Origin of the sequence: Variovorax glucosi (assembly GCF_051216695.1) — a bacterium.
Classification (GTDB): domain Bacteria; phylum Pseudomonadota; class Gammaproteobacteria; order Burkholderiales; family Burkholderiaceae_C; genus Variovorax.
In genome coordinates this window covers 149,642-165,764 of the sequence record NZ_JBPJZE010000001.1, presented here as the reverse complement: position 1 = coordinate 165,764, position 16,123 = coordinate 149,642, and the positions used below count along the sequence as shown (strand labels likewise).

The following is a 16,123-nucleotide window of genomic DNA, read 5'->3' as shown; positions in this document are numbered from 1 at the left end:
GATGGGCTTTGTGGTGGGCTACCGGCCGCATTGAATGCAAGGTGTGTGACGTGCGCGTGACCTGACGCGGGATCGATTCCTTAGCCGGTGCGCCAAGTCGTTGTCGACGGCAGCGCCCACTCGGGCGGATGACGCGACCATTCCTTGAGAAATTCGAGCAGATGCCGGACTCGCGTCGGCATGTTGCGGCGCGTCGAAAACACGACGTTGACGTCGAGTTCCTGCGGTATCGAGTTCGGCAGCAACACTTCCAGCAGTCCCGCCTGCAGTTCCTCCGACACCATGTAGTACGGATGCAGCGATATGCCGGCACCGAGCAGCGCGGCCTGCTTCAATGCATCGCCCAGGTTCGAACGCACGGTGCCGCGCACCTTGACTTCCCGAGACGGCTCGCCCTCGAATTTCCAGATGCCGGCGCCGGACTTGACGGTGTGGACGAGGCAGTTGTGGCGCGCCAGATCCGCAACCGTCGCGGGCCGACCGTGCAGCTTCAGGTAAGCCGGCGAAGCGACCACGACCTGCGGCGCCTTCATCAGCGATTGCGCGACGTAGCTCGCGTCTTCGAGCGATGGCGCGATGCGGATCGACAGGTCTAGCGCTTCGGCGACCAGGTCCGATCGGCCGTCGTCGTGCACCACCGTCACTTCGATGTCCGGATAACGGTGCGTGAACTGCGCCATCAGCCGCATCAGGTGGTAGGCACCGAAAGACGGCGGCGTGCCGACACGAATGGCACCGCGCGGCAACTGGACGACATCGCGGACTTCGCCTTCGATCGCATCGTAGCGCTCGACCAGTTCGCGCGCGGCTTCGAGCACGCGCGCGCCGGCATCGGTCAGCGCCACCTGTTTGGACGTCCGCTTGAGCAGCTGCGCGCCCATGGACGTTTCGAGCCAGGCAACGTGCTTCGTGATGGTCGCGGGCGAAAGCGACAGCTGCATCGCCGCGCGGACGAAGCTGCCGCAGCGTGCGACCTCGGTGAATATCTGAAGGCAGCGAAGGCGGTCCATACGGTCAATGTTTCGAAATCGGAAATCTTGAATTGTCGAACCGGGTGCGCTGCGGTGCAAGCCCGCCAATAGCATGGGCTCCGAATCGACCGACGACCCAACGTTTCAAGGAGACCTCATGACACTTCGCATCGTTCCGACTGGCGCCACGCTCGGCGCGCGTGTCGAAGGCCTCGATCTCTCGCAGCCGCTTTCTTCCGAGGTGTTCGGACAACTGCTGCAGGCGCTCGGCAACCATGGCGTGCTGAGCTATCCGGGCCAGGACCTGACCGCCGCCCAGTTGCGCGATTTTTCTCAGAACTTCGGCCGGCTGGAAGTCAATGTCGCGGGCGCATACCAAGAACCCGGCCTGCCGGAGGTGATGGTGCTGTCGAACATCGTCGAGAACGGCAAGCCGCTCGGCCTGTCCGATGCCGGTCAGGACTGGCACACCGACATGTCGTACGCCAGCATGATCGCGTTCACCAATGTTCTCTTCGGGATGAAGATCCCGCATCGAGACGGCCAGCCGCTCGGCAATACCGAGTTCTGCAACATGCACGCGGCCTTTGAAGAGTTGCCGCAGGCGTGGAAGGAGCGTCTCGAAGGCATGACCGTTCTGCACGACTTCGACAAGTTCTGGGAAATGATGCGCCGCGAGCGCGGCAGCGCGCGCCCGCCGCTCACACCGGCACAGCGTGCGGCACGTCCGCCCGTGTCGCATTCGATCTTTCTCGAGCATCCGATCACCGGCAAGCGAGTGCTTTATGCGAACCCCGGATACGCGGTGCGCATTCACGAGATGAGCCAGCAGGACAGCGATGCCGCGCTCGAATTCCTGTTCGCGCACCAGACGCAGCCGCAATACCGCTACGCACACCGCTGGCAGGTCGGCGACGTGCTGATGTGGGACAACATGGGCACCATTCACAACGCAATCCCTGACTACCGGCCCGACGAGCCGCGCCTGATCAAGCGCTGTCAGGTGATGGCCACGCGCTTCTTCCACGACGACGGCACGCCGCGCGCCGTGGCGCTTACGCAGCAGGACCGGCGCGAGACACAGCCCGCGTGAGGTCGATCTCATGACCGCCCGACGCTTGCCGGCCCCTCGCAACGTCGCCGGCTGCTATTCGATCGCCGACCTGCACGCGCTCGCCCGCCGGCGCCTGCCACGCGCGGTATTCGATTTCTACGACGGTGGCGCCGAGGATGAAGTCACGCTCGACGGCAACCGTCGCGCGTACGGCGACTGGCGCCTGGCGCCGCGCGTGCTGATCGACGTGGCCGGCGCGTCGTCGGCATGCGAACTGCTGGGTGCGCCGGCCGGCATGCCCGCTGCCATCGCGCCCACCGGCGCCGCCGGTTTTGGCTGGCGAGGCGCGGATCTGGCGCTCGCGAAGGCAGCGGCGAAGCTCGGAATCCCGTACACGCTGTCCAGCAGCGCGACCACCTCCATCGAAACCATCGCAGAGCAGGCGCCAGGACGCCTGTGGTTCCAGGCCTATGTGCTGCGCAACCGGGACTTCTTCTGGAAGCTCATCGAACGCGCGCGCGTGGCCGAGTACGAGGCGCTGGTCATCACCGTCGATCTGCCGGTCGGCGGCAAGCGCGAACGCGACTTCCACAACCACTTCTCGATCCCGTTCAGGTTCACAGCACGCAATGTGATGGATTTCGCGACACGCCCACGCTGGGCGCTCGAAATGCTGGCGCGCGGCATGCCGGTGATGGAAAACCTGCGTGGCCTTGAGACGGCCGCCACCAGCGCGACCGCCATCGCATCGTCGGTCGGCCGCAGCTACGACCCCGCCTTCGACTGGGCGCGGCTGGCCGAGGTGCGCGACCGCTGGCCGCGAAAGCTGATCGTCAAGGGCGTGAGCCGGGGCGAAGACGCCGAGAGGCTGGCGACGATGGGCGTCGACGCGATCGTCGTCTCCAACCACGGTGGCCGGCAGCTCGACGGTTCGGTGCCGAGCCTGCAGGCGCTGCCGGAAGTCCTCCAGGGCGCCGGTGGCAGATTGCCGGTGATGGTCGACGGCGGCATCCGTCGCGGCACCGACATGGCGAAGGCGCTGGCGCTTGGCGCGCACGGCGTGCTGCTCGGGCGTGCGACGCTGTTCGGCGCCGTGGCTGCGGGCGATGCCGGCGCGCAGCGGTCGCTGGAAATCCTGCACGACGAGTTGCTGCGGACCATGCGGCTGTGCGGCGCGCCGACCATTGCCCAGCTGACCGCCGACCTGCTGAGGCCAGCCCGCTGAGTTCAGTGAGACAAAGAGAAGGAAAAACCATGAAGAGACACAACCTCGCGCGCCGCCTCGTCCTGAGCGCCGCTTCCGCTTCACTGATTCTGGCTGCCGCGCTGCCCGCATATGCCCAAGTCGACTTCCCGAGCAAGCCGATCAAGCTGGTCGTCGGCTACAGCGCCGGCGGGCCGACCGACGTGCTGGCACGCGTGCTCGGCCAGGAGATCGGCAGCACGCTCGGCCAACCGGTCGTGGTGGAGAACCGGCCCGGCGTCAACGGCAACATCGCGACCGAGGCAGTGCAACACGCACCGCCGGACGGCTACACGCTGATCGTCAACACCCTCTCCCACAACGTCAATCCGCTGCTGCAGCCCGACCGAATCAAATACGACCCGATCAGAGATTTCACGCCGATCTCGATGGTTGCCGTTCTGCCGCAACTGATCGTCGTGTCCGGCGACTCGCCCTACAAGACACTGGCCGATCTCGTGAAGAAGGCGCAGAGCCAGCCGATGGCCGTCAGCTACGGTACCGCCGGCGTCGGCGGGTCGGCCCATCTGGCCGCCGCGCTGCTCGAACAGCGCACGAAGACGCAGATGAACCACATACCGTTCAAGGGCAACGCACCCGCGCTGACCGAAGTGATGTCGGGCCGCGTCGATTTCATGTTCTTCCCGATGATCGGCGTGTCCGACTTCGTCGGCGGCGGCAAGCTGCGCATCCTCGCCGCGACCACCGCGACGAGGCATCCGGACTATCCGCAGGTGCCGACCACGGCTGAACTCGGCTTCGCGGGATTCGAGGACTATGCGCAGCCGATCGGCTTTCTTGCGCCTGCCGGCCTGCCATTGCCCATCGCGGTGAAGCTGGACGCCGCCATCGCCACCGCGCTCGCAAAGCCCGCGATGCAGGCACGCCTGAAGTCGCTCGGCGCCGAAGTCAGGCACCTCGGACCCGCGCCGTACCGCGACTGGCTCGACAAGGATCGCATACGCTGGGCCGACCTGATTCGTACCGCCAACATCAAGGCTGAATAAGACATGCGCTGGATTCATTTCACCGCCCCCGGCGCCGCTGCGAGCGCCTACGGAATTCTCTGGCCCGATGGCCGCATCGCCCAGGTGCGCGGAACGCCTTTCGGGAACCACGAACAGACCGGCGCCGTGCACCGCCTCGCCGACGTGAAGATCGAGGTTCCGCTCATTCCGCGCACCTTCTATGCCGCCGGCCTCAACTACGTGAAGCACATTCGCGAATACGCCGCGTCGAGCAAGACGCCCATCGCCGAGCCGACCCATGCCGACATCGGATATCGGGCGGTCAACGCGCTGATCGCGCACGACGAACCGGTGGTGATTCCGTCGGACGCGCAACAGGTCGAATACGAGGGCGAAGTCGTCGTCGTCATCGGCAGGAAAGCGAAGAATCTCAGCGAAGCCGATGCGCTCTCCTGCGTGCTCGGCTACACCATCGGCAATGACGTGAGCGAACGGCTGTGGCAGGCTTCGGACCGGACGTTCTTCCGTTCCAAGAACACGGACACATTCAAGCCGATGGGACCGTGGATCGAGACAGAATTCGACATCGATGCAGCGGAGACCACCGTTCGGCTGAACGGCGAGGTGCAGACGCACTTCCGAACCGCCGACATGCTGTTCGACATCCGTACCTTCATCAGCCGCATGACGCGTTACATCACGCTGTACCCCGGTGACGTGATCTGGATGGGGACGGACGGAAAGTCCCCCAGACTCAAGGCGGGCGACGTGGTGGAGGTGGAGATCAGCGGATTGGGGTGCCTGCGCAATACATTCATCGACGCCAGGGATTAGGAGCTCGGCAGATTCCTGCGATGTCAAACTTGCCGCATGGAAATCGAATTCAAGTTTCTGGTGCCGCTGGATCGGCTGGGTGAAATCGAGTCGGCGCTGCGCGCGGGCGAGTTCGAACAGCTCGATCTGCAGGCACGCTACTTCGACACCCGCGACGGCGCGCTGGCAAGGGCAGATGTCGCGCTGCGAATGCGGAAGGAAGGCGGGCACTGGGTCCAGACCGCCAAGGCGCGCGGCGACGGACCGTTGGACCGTTTCGAACACAACGTCGATCTGGGCAACCCTACCGACCCAACAGCTCTTCCCGACATCGGCCTGCACGAAGGCACACACGTCGGTCATGCGCTGGAAGCAGCCATCGGCGATGCCGCACTGGTCGAGACCTTTTCGACGGCGATCCACCGCATCGTTCATCGACACACAGAATCCGACACGCAGGTCGAATTTGCACTCGATGTGGGCAGCTTGATCGCACAGGGACACGGCGGCGCACCGACGCGCGAGTCGGCGGTCTGCGAACTGGAGATCGAACTCGTGCACGGCGATGTGGCCGTGCTCGTGAGCGTGGCGAAGCGATGGGTCGCCGAGTACGGACTCGCTTTCAGCACAGTATCCAAAGCCGCACGGGGCCAGCGTCTGCTCGGCGGCAACAAGCCGGTTGCAGCGGTCAAATCGAGGGCGCCGAACTTCTCGACGCACGGCGAGAAGCAGCCGGACGGCGCGGAAATCCAGCGCCGGGTCGTCAGCGCGTGTCTGGCCCAGATCCTGCCCAACGCATCGGAAGTGGCGGCGGGCAGCGCAGATGCGGATGCAGTGCATCAGCTACGAATCGGCATCCGTCGGCTGCGGACGGCGCTGCGCGAACTCGACGGATTGGCTGAAAATCGGTTCGATCCTGCGTGGGAGGGGCCGCTGCGTCATACATTCGCCGCCCTGGGACGCAGTCGCGACGGCGAGTTGCTGACGACGAAGATGCAGCCGATGCTTGAAGCGGCTGGCGGTCCGCAGATCGCTACGACGGTCGAAGCCAACGACACGTCCGGAATGACGGTGTCGGAGACGGTGTGCTTGACGCCTTTTCAAATCGTGCTGGTCGAGCTCATCGGCTTCGTGACGCATGCATCGAACGACGCGCCGGCCGACGACGGTGCCGACAATCCTGCAAACGCGCGCAAGCTCATCGGCAAGCGACTGAACGGGCTGCATCGCAGGGTGGTGAAAGGCGGCAGGCGGTTCGAATCGCTGGAACCGGAAGATCAGCACAAGGTCCGAAAGCAACTCAAGCGCTTGCGCTATCTGGCGGAGTTCGTGGCGCCGCTGTTCGATGAAAAAAGTGCCTCCCGCTACATCGCGAAACTGACGCCGGCGCAAGACACGCTCGGCGACTTCAACGACATGAGCGTCGCGGCGGTCAGCTATCGCAGGCTGGCTGTCAGGGACCAGAAAGCGTGGTTCGCAGTCGGATGGCTCAATGCCTCGCAGCAGCATGCGACTCGCGACTGTCGCAAGGCGCTGGAGAAAATCGAAGACGCGCGGAAGTTCTGGAAGCCTGCCTGAACTACCGCCGCTGCCCTCACCCTAGCCCTCTCCCGGAGGGAGAGGGAACAAGACCAAATGCGCAACGGCCGTGCCCCGGGGCGTCGGCGGGTGGCTGAGGCTGGGGTCGGCTGTTGAGCCTCCGGCGGATGCGCCTCGGCTCGGGCGGATAAGGGCCGCAGATGTCTGAGCGCAGCGAGTTCCTACGGACCCCGCCCGAGCCGAGGCGCAGCCGCGAAGTCCGAAGGACCGGTGGCGACTGCCGTCCCCAGCCTCAGCCACCCGCCGACGCCCCGCGCCCCCCACATCAAACCGCCCCGTGTGCCTCCACATACAGCGCATACAGCGAATGGCTGCTCGTCATATACAGCCGGTTCCGCTTCGGCCCACCGAACTCCAAATTCGCGCACCGCTCCGGCAGGCTGATGAACCCTATCGCCTTGCCCTGCGAATTGAAAACCTTCACGCCATCCATCTCCGAAGACTTGCCTGCCGGAAGATAGGCCTTCATACCGCCGCCGATGTCCGTCGGCTCGGTCGAAAGCGCCCCGGTGTAGCCCCAGCCGCACCACAGATTCCCGTCGCGATCGACACGGAAGCCGTCCAGCGCACCTGGCCCGTCCGCGTCGATCAGCTTGGTCTTGTTCGACAGGCTCGCACCATCGACAGATACCTCGTAGCTCCAGATACTGCGGTTCGGCGTGCCCTTCCACTCGACGACGTACAGCTTCTTCTCGTCCGGTGAAAAAGCCAGCCCGTTCGGGTTGACCAGATCGGTGATGACGGCGGCGATCTTGCCGTCGGCCGCGATGCGGTATACGTTGGTGGTCGCCTGCTCCGGCACGGCTCTCGAGCCTTCCCATTCGCCGTTGATGCCGAAGATCGGATCGGTGAACCAGATGCTGTCGTCCGACTTCACGACGATGTCGTTCGGCGCGTTGAGACGCTTGCCCTCGAAGCTGTCGGCCAGCACCGTCACCGTGCCGTTCTTCTCGGTCCGCACCACGCGCCGTGTCACCGAATGCTCGCAAGTCACCAGCCGGCCCTGGCGGTCGCGCGTGTTGCCGTTCGCGTAGTTCACATTGGTCTTGTGCACGGTGAACTTGCCGGTCTTCTCGTCGTACTTCATCAGCCGGTTGTTCGGGATGTCGCTGCACAACAGATAACCCTCGGCCGGAAAGTACGCCGGCCCCTCTGCCCAACGCATGCCGGAGCCAAGCTGCTCGACCGTGCTGCTGTAGATGCGGTACTTCGCGAAGCTCGGATCGAGGATGAAGACGCGCGGATCGGGATAGCGTTGGTTCGGCTGGAAGTCGAACGACTGCGCACCGGCCATGCCGCTGAGCGCTGCGATTCCGGTGCCGGCAGCAGTCAGGAAGCCGCGGCGAGACGGGGTGGACTGGGTCGGTTCTTTTTGCATGCGATGTCTCCTTCTTTTCATTTTTTTGTCGACCGTGATTCAGGTCACCGGTGCCGGGTTGAACAGCACCAGCGCGTTGTGCAGCTTCCAGTGTTCGGCCCAGGTCTTCTTGCGTCCGCTGGCGACGTCGAGCATCAGATGGAACATCTCCCAGCCGACGTCGGCGATGGTCTTTTCTCCGGTCGCTATGGTGCCGGCGTTGATGTCCATCAGGTCGTGCCAGCGACGCGCGAGGTCGTCCCGTGTCGCGACCTTGATGACCGGCACTTCGGCCAGTCCGTAGGGCGTTCCGCGGCCGGTGGTGAACACATGCAGGTTCATGCCGGCAGCCAGCTGCAGCGTGCCGCAGATGAAATCGCTCGCCGGCGTCGCGGCGTAGATCAGCCCCTTCTGCTTCAGCTTTTCCCCCGGTGCGATCACGCCCGAGATCGGCGACTTGCCGCTCTTCACGATCGAGCCCATCGCCTTCTCGACGATGTTCGACAGTCCGCCCTTCTTGTTGCCCGGCGTGGTGTTGGCGCTGCGGTCGACGCGGCCCTTGTCGAGATAAGCGTCGTACCAGGCCATCTCGCGGATCATGGCTTCGGCGACTTCGGGTGTCGTGGCGCGCGAGGTCAGCTGGTCGATGCCGTCGCGCACTTCGGTCACTTCCGAGAACATTACCGTCGCGCCGGCCCGCACCAGCAGATCGGTGCAGAAACCGACCGCCGGATTGGCCGTCACGCCGGAGAACGCATCGCTGCCGCCGCACTGCACGCCGACCACCAGTTCGCTCGCCGGCACGGTCTCGCGGCGACGGGCATTAAGGCGCTCCAGATGCTCTTCAGCCTGCCGCATGATCGATTCGACCATCGACATGAAGCCGACATGCGCATCGTCCTGCAGGCAGACGACGTCGAGTTTCGGGCTGGCGCTGTCGCCCACATCGGCGACGTTGCGCTCGTCGATCAGCGGGATCGTGCCCGGCGGCATCAGCCGCTCCGGCTGCAGCTTCTCGCAGCCCAGGCTCACCAGCATCACCTCGCCGCCAAAGTTAGGGTTCAGGCTGATGTTGCGCAGCGTGCGGATCGGAATGATCGCGTCCGGCGCATCGATGGCGACGCCGCAGCCGTAGGTATGTTCCAGCGCGACCACGTCGTCGACGTTGGGGAATCTCGGCAGCAGCTCGGCCTTGATGCGCGTCACGGCGAAGTCGGTCACGCCGGCCACGCATTGCACCGTCTGCGTGATCGCGAGGATGTTGCGCGTGCCGACCGAGCCGTCGAGATTGCGGTAGCCCTCGAAGGTGTAGCCCTCGAGCGGCGGCTGCGGTGCGGGCTTGACGGTGGCGATCGGCAGGCCGACGAGTTCGCGCGCGGCGGGCATGCGGAGCAACCGTTCGTGGACCCAGGTGCCTGCCCTCAGGTCTTTCAGCGCATAGCCGATGACCACGTTGTAGCGGCGCACTTCACCGCCTTCCGGAATGTCGACCAGCGCGACCTTGTGCGCCTGCGGCACCTTGTCTACCAGCACGAGGCCGGACGGGAATGTGGTGCCGGCGGGCAGCCCGCCGTCGTTCACGACGATGGCCACGTTGTCGTGGTCGTCCATCGCGATGTAGAGCGGCGCTTGGGTGGCGATTTCAATCATGGGAGCGCTGTCTTGTCTATTTGGATTTTCAGGGGCGTTTGCCGATTTCAGCGGTCTCGCGCGTCCAGCCGCGCGCCTGCTCGCTCAGGCTCAGGCCGAGCCCCGGCCGGGTCGGCACGATCATGCGGCCGGCCTTGATTTCGAGGCGCTCGTTGAAAAGCGGTTCGAGCCAGTCGAAATGCTCGACCCACGGCTCGGTCGCATAAACCGCGCCCAGATGCACATGCAGCTCCATCGCGAAATGCGGACCGAGCATCAGGCCGGCCTGCTCCGCCTGCGCGGCGATCTTGAGAAACGGCGTGATGCCGCCGACCCGCGGTGCATCGGGCATCAGGTAGTCGGCTGCGCGATGGCGGATCAGTTCGCCGTGCTCGGCGGCGCTGGTCAGCATCTCGCCGGTGGCGATCGGCGTGTCGAAGGCGGCTGCAAGCGCGGCGTGGCCTTCGTTGTCGTAGGCGTCCAGCGGCTCCTCGATCCAGACCAGGTTGAACTGCTCGAAGATGCGGCACATGCGCTGGGCCGTCGGGCGGTCCCATTGCTGATTGGCGTCGACCATCAGCGGCATGTCGTCGCCGAGATGCCGGCGCACCGCCTCGACGCGCTGGATATCGATCTTGCCGTCCGGCTGGCCGACCTTGAGCTTGATGCCGCCGATACCGAGTTCCTTCGACGCCGAGGCGTTGACCACCAGCTGGTCGACCGGTGTATGCAGGAAGCCGCCCGAGGTGTTGTAGCACTGCACCGAATCGCGCTGCGACCCGAGGAATTTGGAGAGCGACAGGCCCGAGCGGCGAGCCTTCAGGTCGTACAGCGCGACGTCGAAAGCACCGATCGCCTGCGTCGACATGCCGCTGCGCCCTACCGAAGCGCCGGCCCAGCACAACTTCGTCCAGAGCTTGGATATGTCGCTCGGGTCTTCGCCGATCAGCGCCGGTGCGATTTCCTTCGCATGCGCGAACTGGCCGGGGCCGCCTGCCCGTTTCGCGTAGCTCAGGCCGAGTCCCTTGTGGCCGTCCTTCGTCTCGATTTCCGCGAACAGCATCGCGATCTCGGTCATCGGCTTCTGGCGACCGGTCAGGACCTTGGCATCGCTGATCGGGTTCGCCAGCGGCAGGTAGCAGGACGAAATGCGGATCCAGGCAATGCTGTCGGCGGCGTAAGGAACTTCGGTGGTCATGTGGCGGGCCTGATCAGTCGATCGAGATTTTTCCAACCTCGATCACCTTCTTCCAGCGTGCGTATTCCTTCTGCTGGAACTCGGCGAACTGGGCTGGCGAGTTGGCGACCATCTCGAAGCCGATCGAGGTGAACTGCTCCTTCACCTTCGGATCGTTCAGCGCTTCGATGAAAGCCGCATTTGCCTTGTCGCGCACAGCGACCGGCAAGCCCTTCGGCGCCACGATGGCCTGCCACGAAGCGACTTCGACGCCCTTCACGCCGACTTCGGCCAGCGTCGGCACGTCCGGGAAGATGGGAGAGCGCTGCGGGCTGGTGATGGCCAGCGCGCGCATCTTGCCGCCCTTGATGTACTGCGCCACCGAATTGACGTTCTGGAACGACGCATCGACCTGGCCGCCCATCAGGTCGCTGTGCGCCGGAGCGCCGCCCTTGTACGGAACGTGGATGCCGGTCGTGCCGGTCTGTTGCCAGAACAGTTCGGTCGTCAGGTGGTCGCTGGAACCATTGCCGGCCGATGCGAAGGTCATCTTGCCGGGATTGGCTTTTTCGTAGGCGATGACGTCGGCCACGCTCTTGTGCGGCGAGCCGGTCGGCACCACGAGGATGTTCGGCGAAGCGACTGCGACGGTGATCAGATCGAAGTCCTTCAGCGCGTCGTATTGCAGACCCTTGACCAGATGCGGAACGATCACCAGCGGGCCGAGCGATGTCACGAGAAAGGTGGCACCGTCCGGCGCCGCGCGCTTCACGAAAGTCGCGCCGATGGTGCCGGTCGCGCCGGCCTTGTTGTCGACGAGAAACGACTGCTTGAACTTGTCGGTCAGGCGCGGCGCGATGGCGCGCGCCACCTGGTCCGTCGAGCCGCCGGGCGGGAACGGGACGACCAGCGTCACCGTCTTCTCGGGCCAGGCTTGTGCGTTGGCGGCCAGGGCGGCGAGGCCCAGGGCGAGCGCGGTCAGGATCTTTTTCACGGAGTGTCTCCAGGTGGGTACGCTGCCGGAATCGACAGGCATCTAGTCGCAAAATGATAACGTTGTCATTTTTGAGGGTCAACAGGGTTTCCGTCGGGGTTTTCCCGTGTCCACGATGGGTCAATGGCCGGTCAGGCCGCTCTGATAACGTCACGGTCGATGTCCGCTCGCAACCGATCTTTTTCATGAACGCCGTATTGCCGATCAAGGCCGCCACCCTCCACGACGTCGCGAAAGCCGCCGGCGTTTCGCTCATCACCGCATCCCGCGCCCTGAGCAATCCGGGCGTGGTGTCGGCCAAGACGATCGCCAAGGTCCGGGCCGCAGCGGACGCCACCGGCTACATACCCAACCTGCTCGCCGGCGGGCTGAAGTCGAAGCGCAGCCTCCTCGTCGCGGGCGTCGTTCCGGCGCTGGCGGTCTCGCAGTTCCTGCCGACGGTCCAGAGCCTGACGACCGAACTTGCGGCGGCCGGCTACCAGTTCATCCTCGGGCAGACCGCGTACAAGTCCGAAGTCGAAGAAGCGGTGCTCAACGCCATGATCGGACGCCAGCCCGATGGCATCGTCGTCACCGGGCTGGTCGAGTCGCAGAAAGCGCGGGAGCGGCTGCAGCGATCGGGCATTCCGGTCGTCGAGACATGGGACCTGAGCGAGAGCCCGATCGACATGCTGGTCGGCTTCTCGCATGCCGCTGTCGGCGCGGAAGTCGGCCGGTATTTCCTCGAAAAAGGCTGGCGGCACATCGGCATCGCCAGCGGCAACGACCATCGCGCACGCATGCGGCGCGACGGCTTCCAGGCGGCATTGGGGCGCGAAGTGCCGACGGCTTTCGTCCCCGCACCCAGCAGCCTCGAACTGGGCCGGCGCGCGCTGTCCGACCTGCTGGCACAAGACCCGAAGCTCGATGCCGTCTGCTGCAGCTCCGACCAGCTGGCGCACGGCGTCATGGTCGAGGCGGCGTCGCGCGGGCTGCGCATTCCCGAAGACCTGGCCGTCTGCGGATTCGGCAATGCCGACTTCGGCGCCCACATGCTGCCGTCGATTTCCACCGTCCACGTCGACGGCCCTGAGATCGGCCGGCTGGCGGCGCGGCTGATCGTCGACCGTTGCCGCGGCGAGCCGATCGCGCAGCGGGTGATCGACGTCGGCTTCCGGATGATCGAGCGGCAGTCGACAGCGACGTAGCGCTGGTCGTCAGTCGGCGCGGATGTTCCGCTCCTTGATGATCTTTCCCCAGTACGCCGTGTCCTTCGCGACCAGCGCCGCAAGCGCCTCCGGCCCCAGATAGCGCGGCTCGATGCCGAGCGTGTCGGCGCGCTTCTTCGTTTCCGGCTGTGCCAGCGCCTGCTTGACGCTTTCCGACAGTTTCGCGATCACATCCGGCGGCGTGCCGGCCGGCGCGAACAGTCCCACCCACGCTTCCAGCTCGAAGCCCGGAAGGCCAGCCTCTGCGGTTGTCGGCACATCGGGCAGCATCGGATGGCGCGTCTTGCTGGTGACGGCCAGCGCACGCAGCTTGCCGGTCTGGATGTGACCGATGACCGACGGCGGCGTGGTGATGAATACTTCGACCTGGCCGCCGAGCACGTCCTGGATCGCCGCGCCGGAGCCTTTGTACGGCACATGCGTCATCTCGGTCTGGGTGGTCTGGTCGAACAGTTCGGTGCCGACATGCGACAACGATCCGTTGCCCTGCGATGCGTAATTCACCTTGCCTGAGTTTTGCTTCAGATAAGCGATGAACGATTTCAGATCCTTGACCGGCAACGAAGGATTCACGGTGATCACATTGGTCGCAGCCGCGATCAGCGCGACCGGCACCAGGTCCTTCGGCTCCCACGGCAGCTTGGCGAACATCGCCGGGTTGCCGACGTGGTACGCCGAATACGAAGCCAGCAGCGTGTAGCCGTCCTTGGGCGCGCGGGCCACCATCTGATAGGCGATGTTGCCGCTCGCGCCACCGCGGTTGTCGATCACGACGGCCTGACCGAGCAGACGCGACATCGGGTCGGCTGCGAGGCGCGCCGACGAGTCGACCACGCCGCCGGGCGGATTGGGCACGACGATGGTGACCGGTTTGGACGGAAATCCGGCGGCGGATTGCGCGAATGCAGGCAAGGAGGCAAACGATGCGCAGAGCGCGATCGAATACAGGGAGGCGGCGCACATCGCGCGGCGGCGGAGAATCATGGTTTTTGTCTCACGGGTTTAAGTTGTGAAGATTCTTGCGAAGGACGCGCCGGCGGGCAACCTCGTTTCCTATTACCTGAGCGCGGAACGGGATGTCTTTCGAAGCCGGAGCGTCGGCGACGCCGTGCTTCATCGCAAGCTCGACATCCCCGCGCTCCCTGCCCGGCTGCTGGCCGACTGGGAGAGAGAAACATCGCTTCTCGGACTGGAATCCGGCGACGTCGAGTCGCTCCCGCTGCCGCGTGCCCGCCTGCGCTGGCCTGACTACGGGACTTGCGTGCGTTCGATGTCGGAGTGGATTGCAACGCTTGCGCCCGGCCTGGGCGACGTGCTTGCCGACGCCGACATCGCCCTCATGACCTGCCGCGGCGCGCGCTATCACCACGATGGCGCGCAGTACGGCGGTGCTGCGTTCTGCAACCTCTTCCTCAGCGAAGACAAGGGAGTCGACCTGCATTTCCCCGGCACCGCGCAACGCATTCCGCTGGCGAGGGGCACAGCGGTGGTCTTCGACACCGGACAGCCGCATGCCGTCATCGACCGCCGAAGCAATGGATTTTCCGCGGACGACTTCCCTGCCGATCGCGACTGCGGCCTGGTTTTCCTGACCTGGGAACTGCCGATGGAGAACGCCGCAGTCGCCGATGCGCTCGGCGTGGCTTTCGACGTCGATCCGCAGCATCCGTCCCCGATCGACGAAGCGCAGGTCCGGCTCGATGGCCAGCGTGTCGATGTCTGTGCCGCATCCGGTCGCTGGACTTGCGGGTCGTCCGCATGCTGACCGCGATCCTGATCTTCATCGCCACCCTGGTGCTCGTCATCTGGCAGCCGCGCGGTCTGGGCATCGGCTGGAGCGCGTCGGCCGGCGCGCTGGTCGCGTTGCTGCTCGGCGTGGTCCAGCCTTCGGACATCGCGACGGTCTGGGGCATCGTCTGGAACGCGACCGCCACCTTCATCGCGGTGATCGTCATCAGCCTGCTGCTGGACGAGGCCGGTTTCTTCGAATGGGCCGCGCTGCATGTCGCGCGCTGGGGCGCTGGGCGCGGCCAGCGGCTGTTCGCTTTCATCGTGCTGCTCGGCGCGGCGGTTTCGGCGCTGTTCGCCAACGACGGCGCCGCGCTGATCCTCACGCCCATCGTGATGGCGATGCTGGTCGCGCTCGGCTTCACGCCGGCCGCCACGCTCGCCTTCGTGATGGCGGCCGGCTTCATCGCCGACACCGCCAGCCTGCCGCTGGTCGTGTCGAACCTGGTGAACATCGTCTCGGCGGACTTCTTCGACATCGGTTTCAACACGTACGCATCGGTGATGGTGCCGGTCGCCATCGCGGCCGTGGCGGCCAGCCTCGCAGTGCTGCTGCTGTACTTTCGCCACGCCATTCCGAAGACTTATGACGCGGCGCAACTCAGGGCGCCCGCCGAAGCGATCCGCGACCGCGCGACGTTCCGGGCCGGCTGGGTCGTGCTCGCACTGTTGCTGGTCGGCTTCTTCGGACTGGAACCGCTGGGGGTGCCGGTCAGCGCGGTGGCTGCGTTCTGCGCCGTAATGCTGCTCGTCGTGGCTGCACGCGGCCAGGTCATTGCGACGGGGAAAGTACTGCGCGGCGCGCCGTGGCAGATCGTCGTCTTCTCGCTGGGCATGTACCTCGTCGTCTACGGACTGCGCAACGCCGGGTTGACCGATCACGTCGCGTCGTTGCTGAACTTCTTTGCGCAAGGCGGCATCTGGGGCACGGCCATGGGCACCGGCTTCCTGACGGCGTTGCTCTCGTCGGTCATGAACAACATGCCGACCGTGCTGATCGGCGCGCTTTCCATCGACGCTTCGGGCGCGACCGGCGTGGTGAAGGAAGCCATGGTCTATGCCAACGTCATCGGCTGCGACCTCGGCCCGAAGATCACGCCCATCGGCAGCCTCGCCACGCTGCTCTGGCTGCATGTGCTGGCCAAGAAAGGCACGACGATCGGCTGGGGCTACTACTTCAAGGTCGGCATCGTGCTGACCGTGCCGGTGCTGCTCGTCACGCTGGCCGCTCTGGCGCTGCGGCTGGGTGCGAGCACCCTGCTGCCGTGATCATTGGTGGATACCCCAATGCCGCTGCAGGCTGATTGAAAGCTTCGCCGCCT

At 65.2% G+C, this 16,123-nt stretch carries 14 protein-coding genes; 8 read left to right on the top strand and 6 right to left on the bottom strand.

Translation table 11 applies throughout. The annotated features are described in order from the left end of the window. Nucleotides 1-80: 80 nt before the first annotated feature. Entirely contained in the window at nucleotides 81-1,010 is a 930-nt protein-coding gene (locus ACSFA3_RS00810) for a LysR family transcriptional regulator (protein WP_435503505.1), read from the bottom strand. 118 nt (nucleotides 1,011-1,128) lie between these two features. On the opposite strand from ACSFA3_RS00810, the gene ACSFA3_RS00805 reads away from it, so the two are divergent. Genes ACSFA3_RS00805 through ACSFA3_RS00785 form a run of 5 tightly spaced genes read left to right on the top strand, consistent with a single transcriptional unit; the run spans nucleotide 1,129 to nucleotide 6,627 of the window. Then, the gene (locus ACSFA3_RS00805; RefSeq protein WP_435503504.1) at nucleotides 1,129-2,064 is read left to right on the top strand and encodes a TauD/TfdA dioxygenase family protein; all 936 of its coding nucleotides are present in this window, start codon (nucleotides 1,129-1,131) and stop codon (nucleotides 2,062-2,064) included. Nucleotides 2,065-2,074: 10 nt separating this feature from the next. Continuing rightward, the gene (locus ACSFA3_RS00800) at nucleotides 2,075-3,250 is read left to right on the top strand and encodes an alpha-hydroxy acid oxidase (RefSeq protein ID WP_435503503.1); all 1,176 of its coding nucleotides are present in this window, start codon (nucleotides 2,075-2,077) and stop codon (nucleotides 3,248-3,250) included. A 29-nt stretch (nucleotides 3,251-3,279) separates the two neighbouring features. After that, the gene (locus ACSFA3_RS00795; RefSeq protein ID WP_435503502.1) at nucleotides 3,280-4,275 is read left to right on the top strand and encodes a Bug family tripartite tricarboxylate transporter substrate binding protein; all 996 of its coding nucleotides are present in this window, start codon (nucleotides 3,280-3,282) and stop codon (nucleotides 4,273-4,275) included. A gap of 3 nt (nucleotides 4,276-4,278) precedes the next feature. Beyond that, nucleotides 4,279-5,070, top strand: coding sequence for a fumarylacetoacetate hydrolase family protein (locus tag ACSFA3_RS00790; RefSeq protein ID WP_435503501.1), 792 nt, complete (start codon nucleotides 4,279-4,281; stop codon nucleotides 5,068-5,070). A gap of 36 nt (nucleotides 5,071-5,106) precedes the next feature. Beyond that, a complete protein-coding gene (locus ACSFA3_RS00785) occupies nucleotides 5,107-6,627 on the top strand; it encodes a CYTH and CHAD domain-containing protein (protein WP_435503500.1) in 1,521 nt (506 codons plus the stop codon). A gap of 286 nt (nucleotides 6,628-6,913) precedes the next feature. Here ACSFA3_RS00785 and ACSFA3_RS00780 read toward each other — a convergent pair whose 3' ends face one another. From ACSFA3_RS00780 to ACSFA3_RS00765, 4 genes are read right to left on the bottom strand one after another with little or no spacing between them, the layout of a single operon-like run. Beyond that, complete coding sequence (locus tag ACSFA3_RS00780) at nucleotides 6,914-8,026, bottom strand: SMP-30/gluconolactonase/LRE family protein (protein ID WP_435503499.1); 1,113 nt, start codon at nucleotides 8,024-8,026, stop codon at nucleotides 6,914-6,916. Nucleotides 8,027-8,065: 39 nt separating this feature from the next. After that, nucleotides 8,066-9,655 carry a galactarate dehydratase gene (gene garD, locus ACSFA3_RS00775; protein WP_435503498.1) on the bottom strand — a complete coding sequence of 530 codons (1,590 nt, stop codon included), beginning with the start codon at nucleotides 9,653-9,655 and terminating at the stop codon, nucleotides 8,066-8,068. A gap of 28 nt (nucleotides 9,656-9,683) precedes the next feature. Then, nucleotides 9,684-10,832 (bottom strand): L-talarate/galactarate dehydratase, encoded by a 1,149-nt coding sequence (locus ACSFA3_RS00770; protein ID WP_435503497.1) that lies wholly within the window; start codon nucleotides 10,830-10,832, stop codon nucleotides 9,684-9,686. Nucleotides 10,833-10,845: 13 nt separating this feature from the next. Further along, a complete protein-coding gene (locus ACSFA3_RS00765; RefSeq protein WP_435503496.1) occupies nucleotides 10,846-11,805 on the bottom strand; it encodes a Bug family tripartite tricarboxylate transporter substrate binding protein in 960 nt (319 codons plus the stop codon). Between the two features lie 185 nt (nucleotides 11,806-11,990). Between ACSFA3_RS00765 and ACSFA3_RS00760 the strand changes: the two genes are divergently transcribed. Further along, complete coding sequence (locus ACSFA3_RS00760) at nucleotides 11,991-12,992, top strand: LacI family DNA-binding transcriptional regulator (protein WP_435503495.1); 1,002 nt, start codon at nucleotides 11,991-11,993, stop codon at nucleotides 12,990-12,992. Nucleotides 12,993-13,001: 9 nt separating this feature from the next. On the opposite strand, the gene ACSFA3_RS00755 is transcribed toward ACSFA3_RS00760, so the two are convergent. Then, the gene (locus tag ACSFA3_RS00755) at nucleotides 13,002-13,994 is read right to left on the bottom strand and encodes a Bug family tripartite tricarboxylate transporter substrate binding protein (RefSeq protein ID WP_435504919.1); all 993 of its coding nucleotides are present in this window, start codon (nucleotides 13,992-13,994) and stop codon (nucleotides 13,002-13,004) included. Nucleotides 13,995-14,022: 28 nt separating this feature from the next. Between ACSFA3_RS00755 and ACSFA3_RS00750 the strand changes: the two genes are divergently transcribed. Together ACSFA3_RS00750 and ACSFA3_RS00745 are read left to right on the top strand one after the other, a co-directional pair. Continuing rightward, nucleotides 14,023-14,778: a hypothetical protein gene (locus ACSFA3_RS00750; RefSeq protein WP_435503494.1), complete on the top strand. Its 756-nt coding sequence runs from the start codon at nucleotides 14,023-14,025 to the stop codon at nucleotides 14,776-14,778. Beyond that, entirely contained in the window at nucleotides 14,772-16,070 is a 1,299-nt protein-coding gene (locus ACSFA3_RS00745; protein WP_435503493.1) for an arsenic transporter, read from the top strand. The genes ACSFA3_RS00750 and ACSFA3_RS00745 overlap by 7 nt, the downstream gene beginning before the upstream one ends. Nucleotides 16,071-16,123 lie beyond the last annotated feature (53 nt).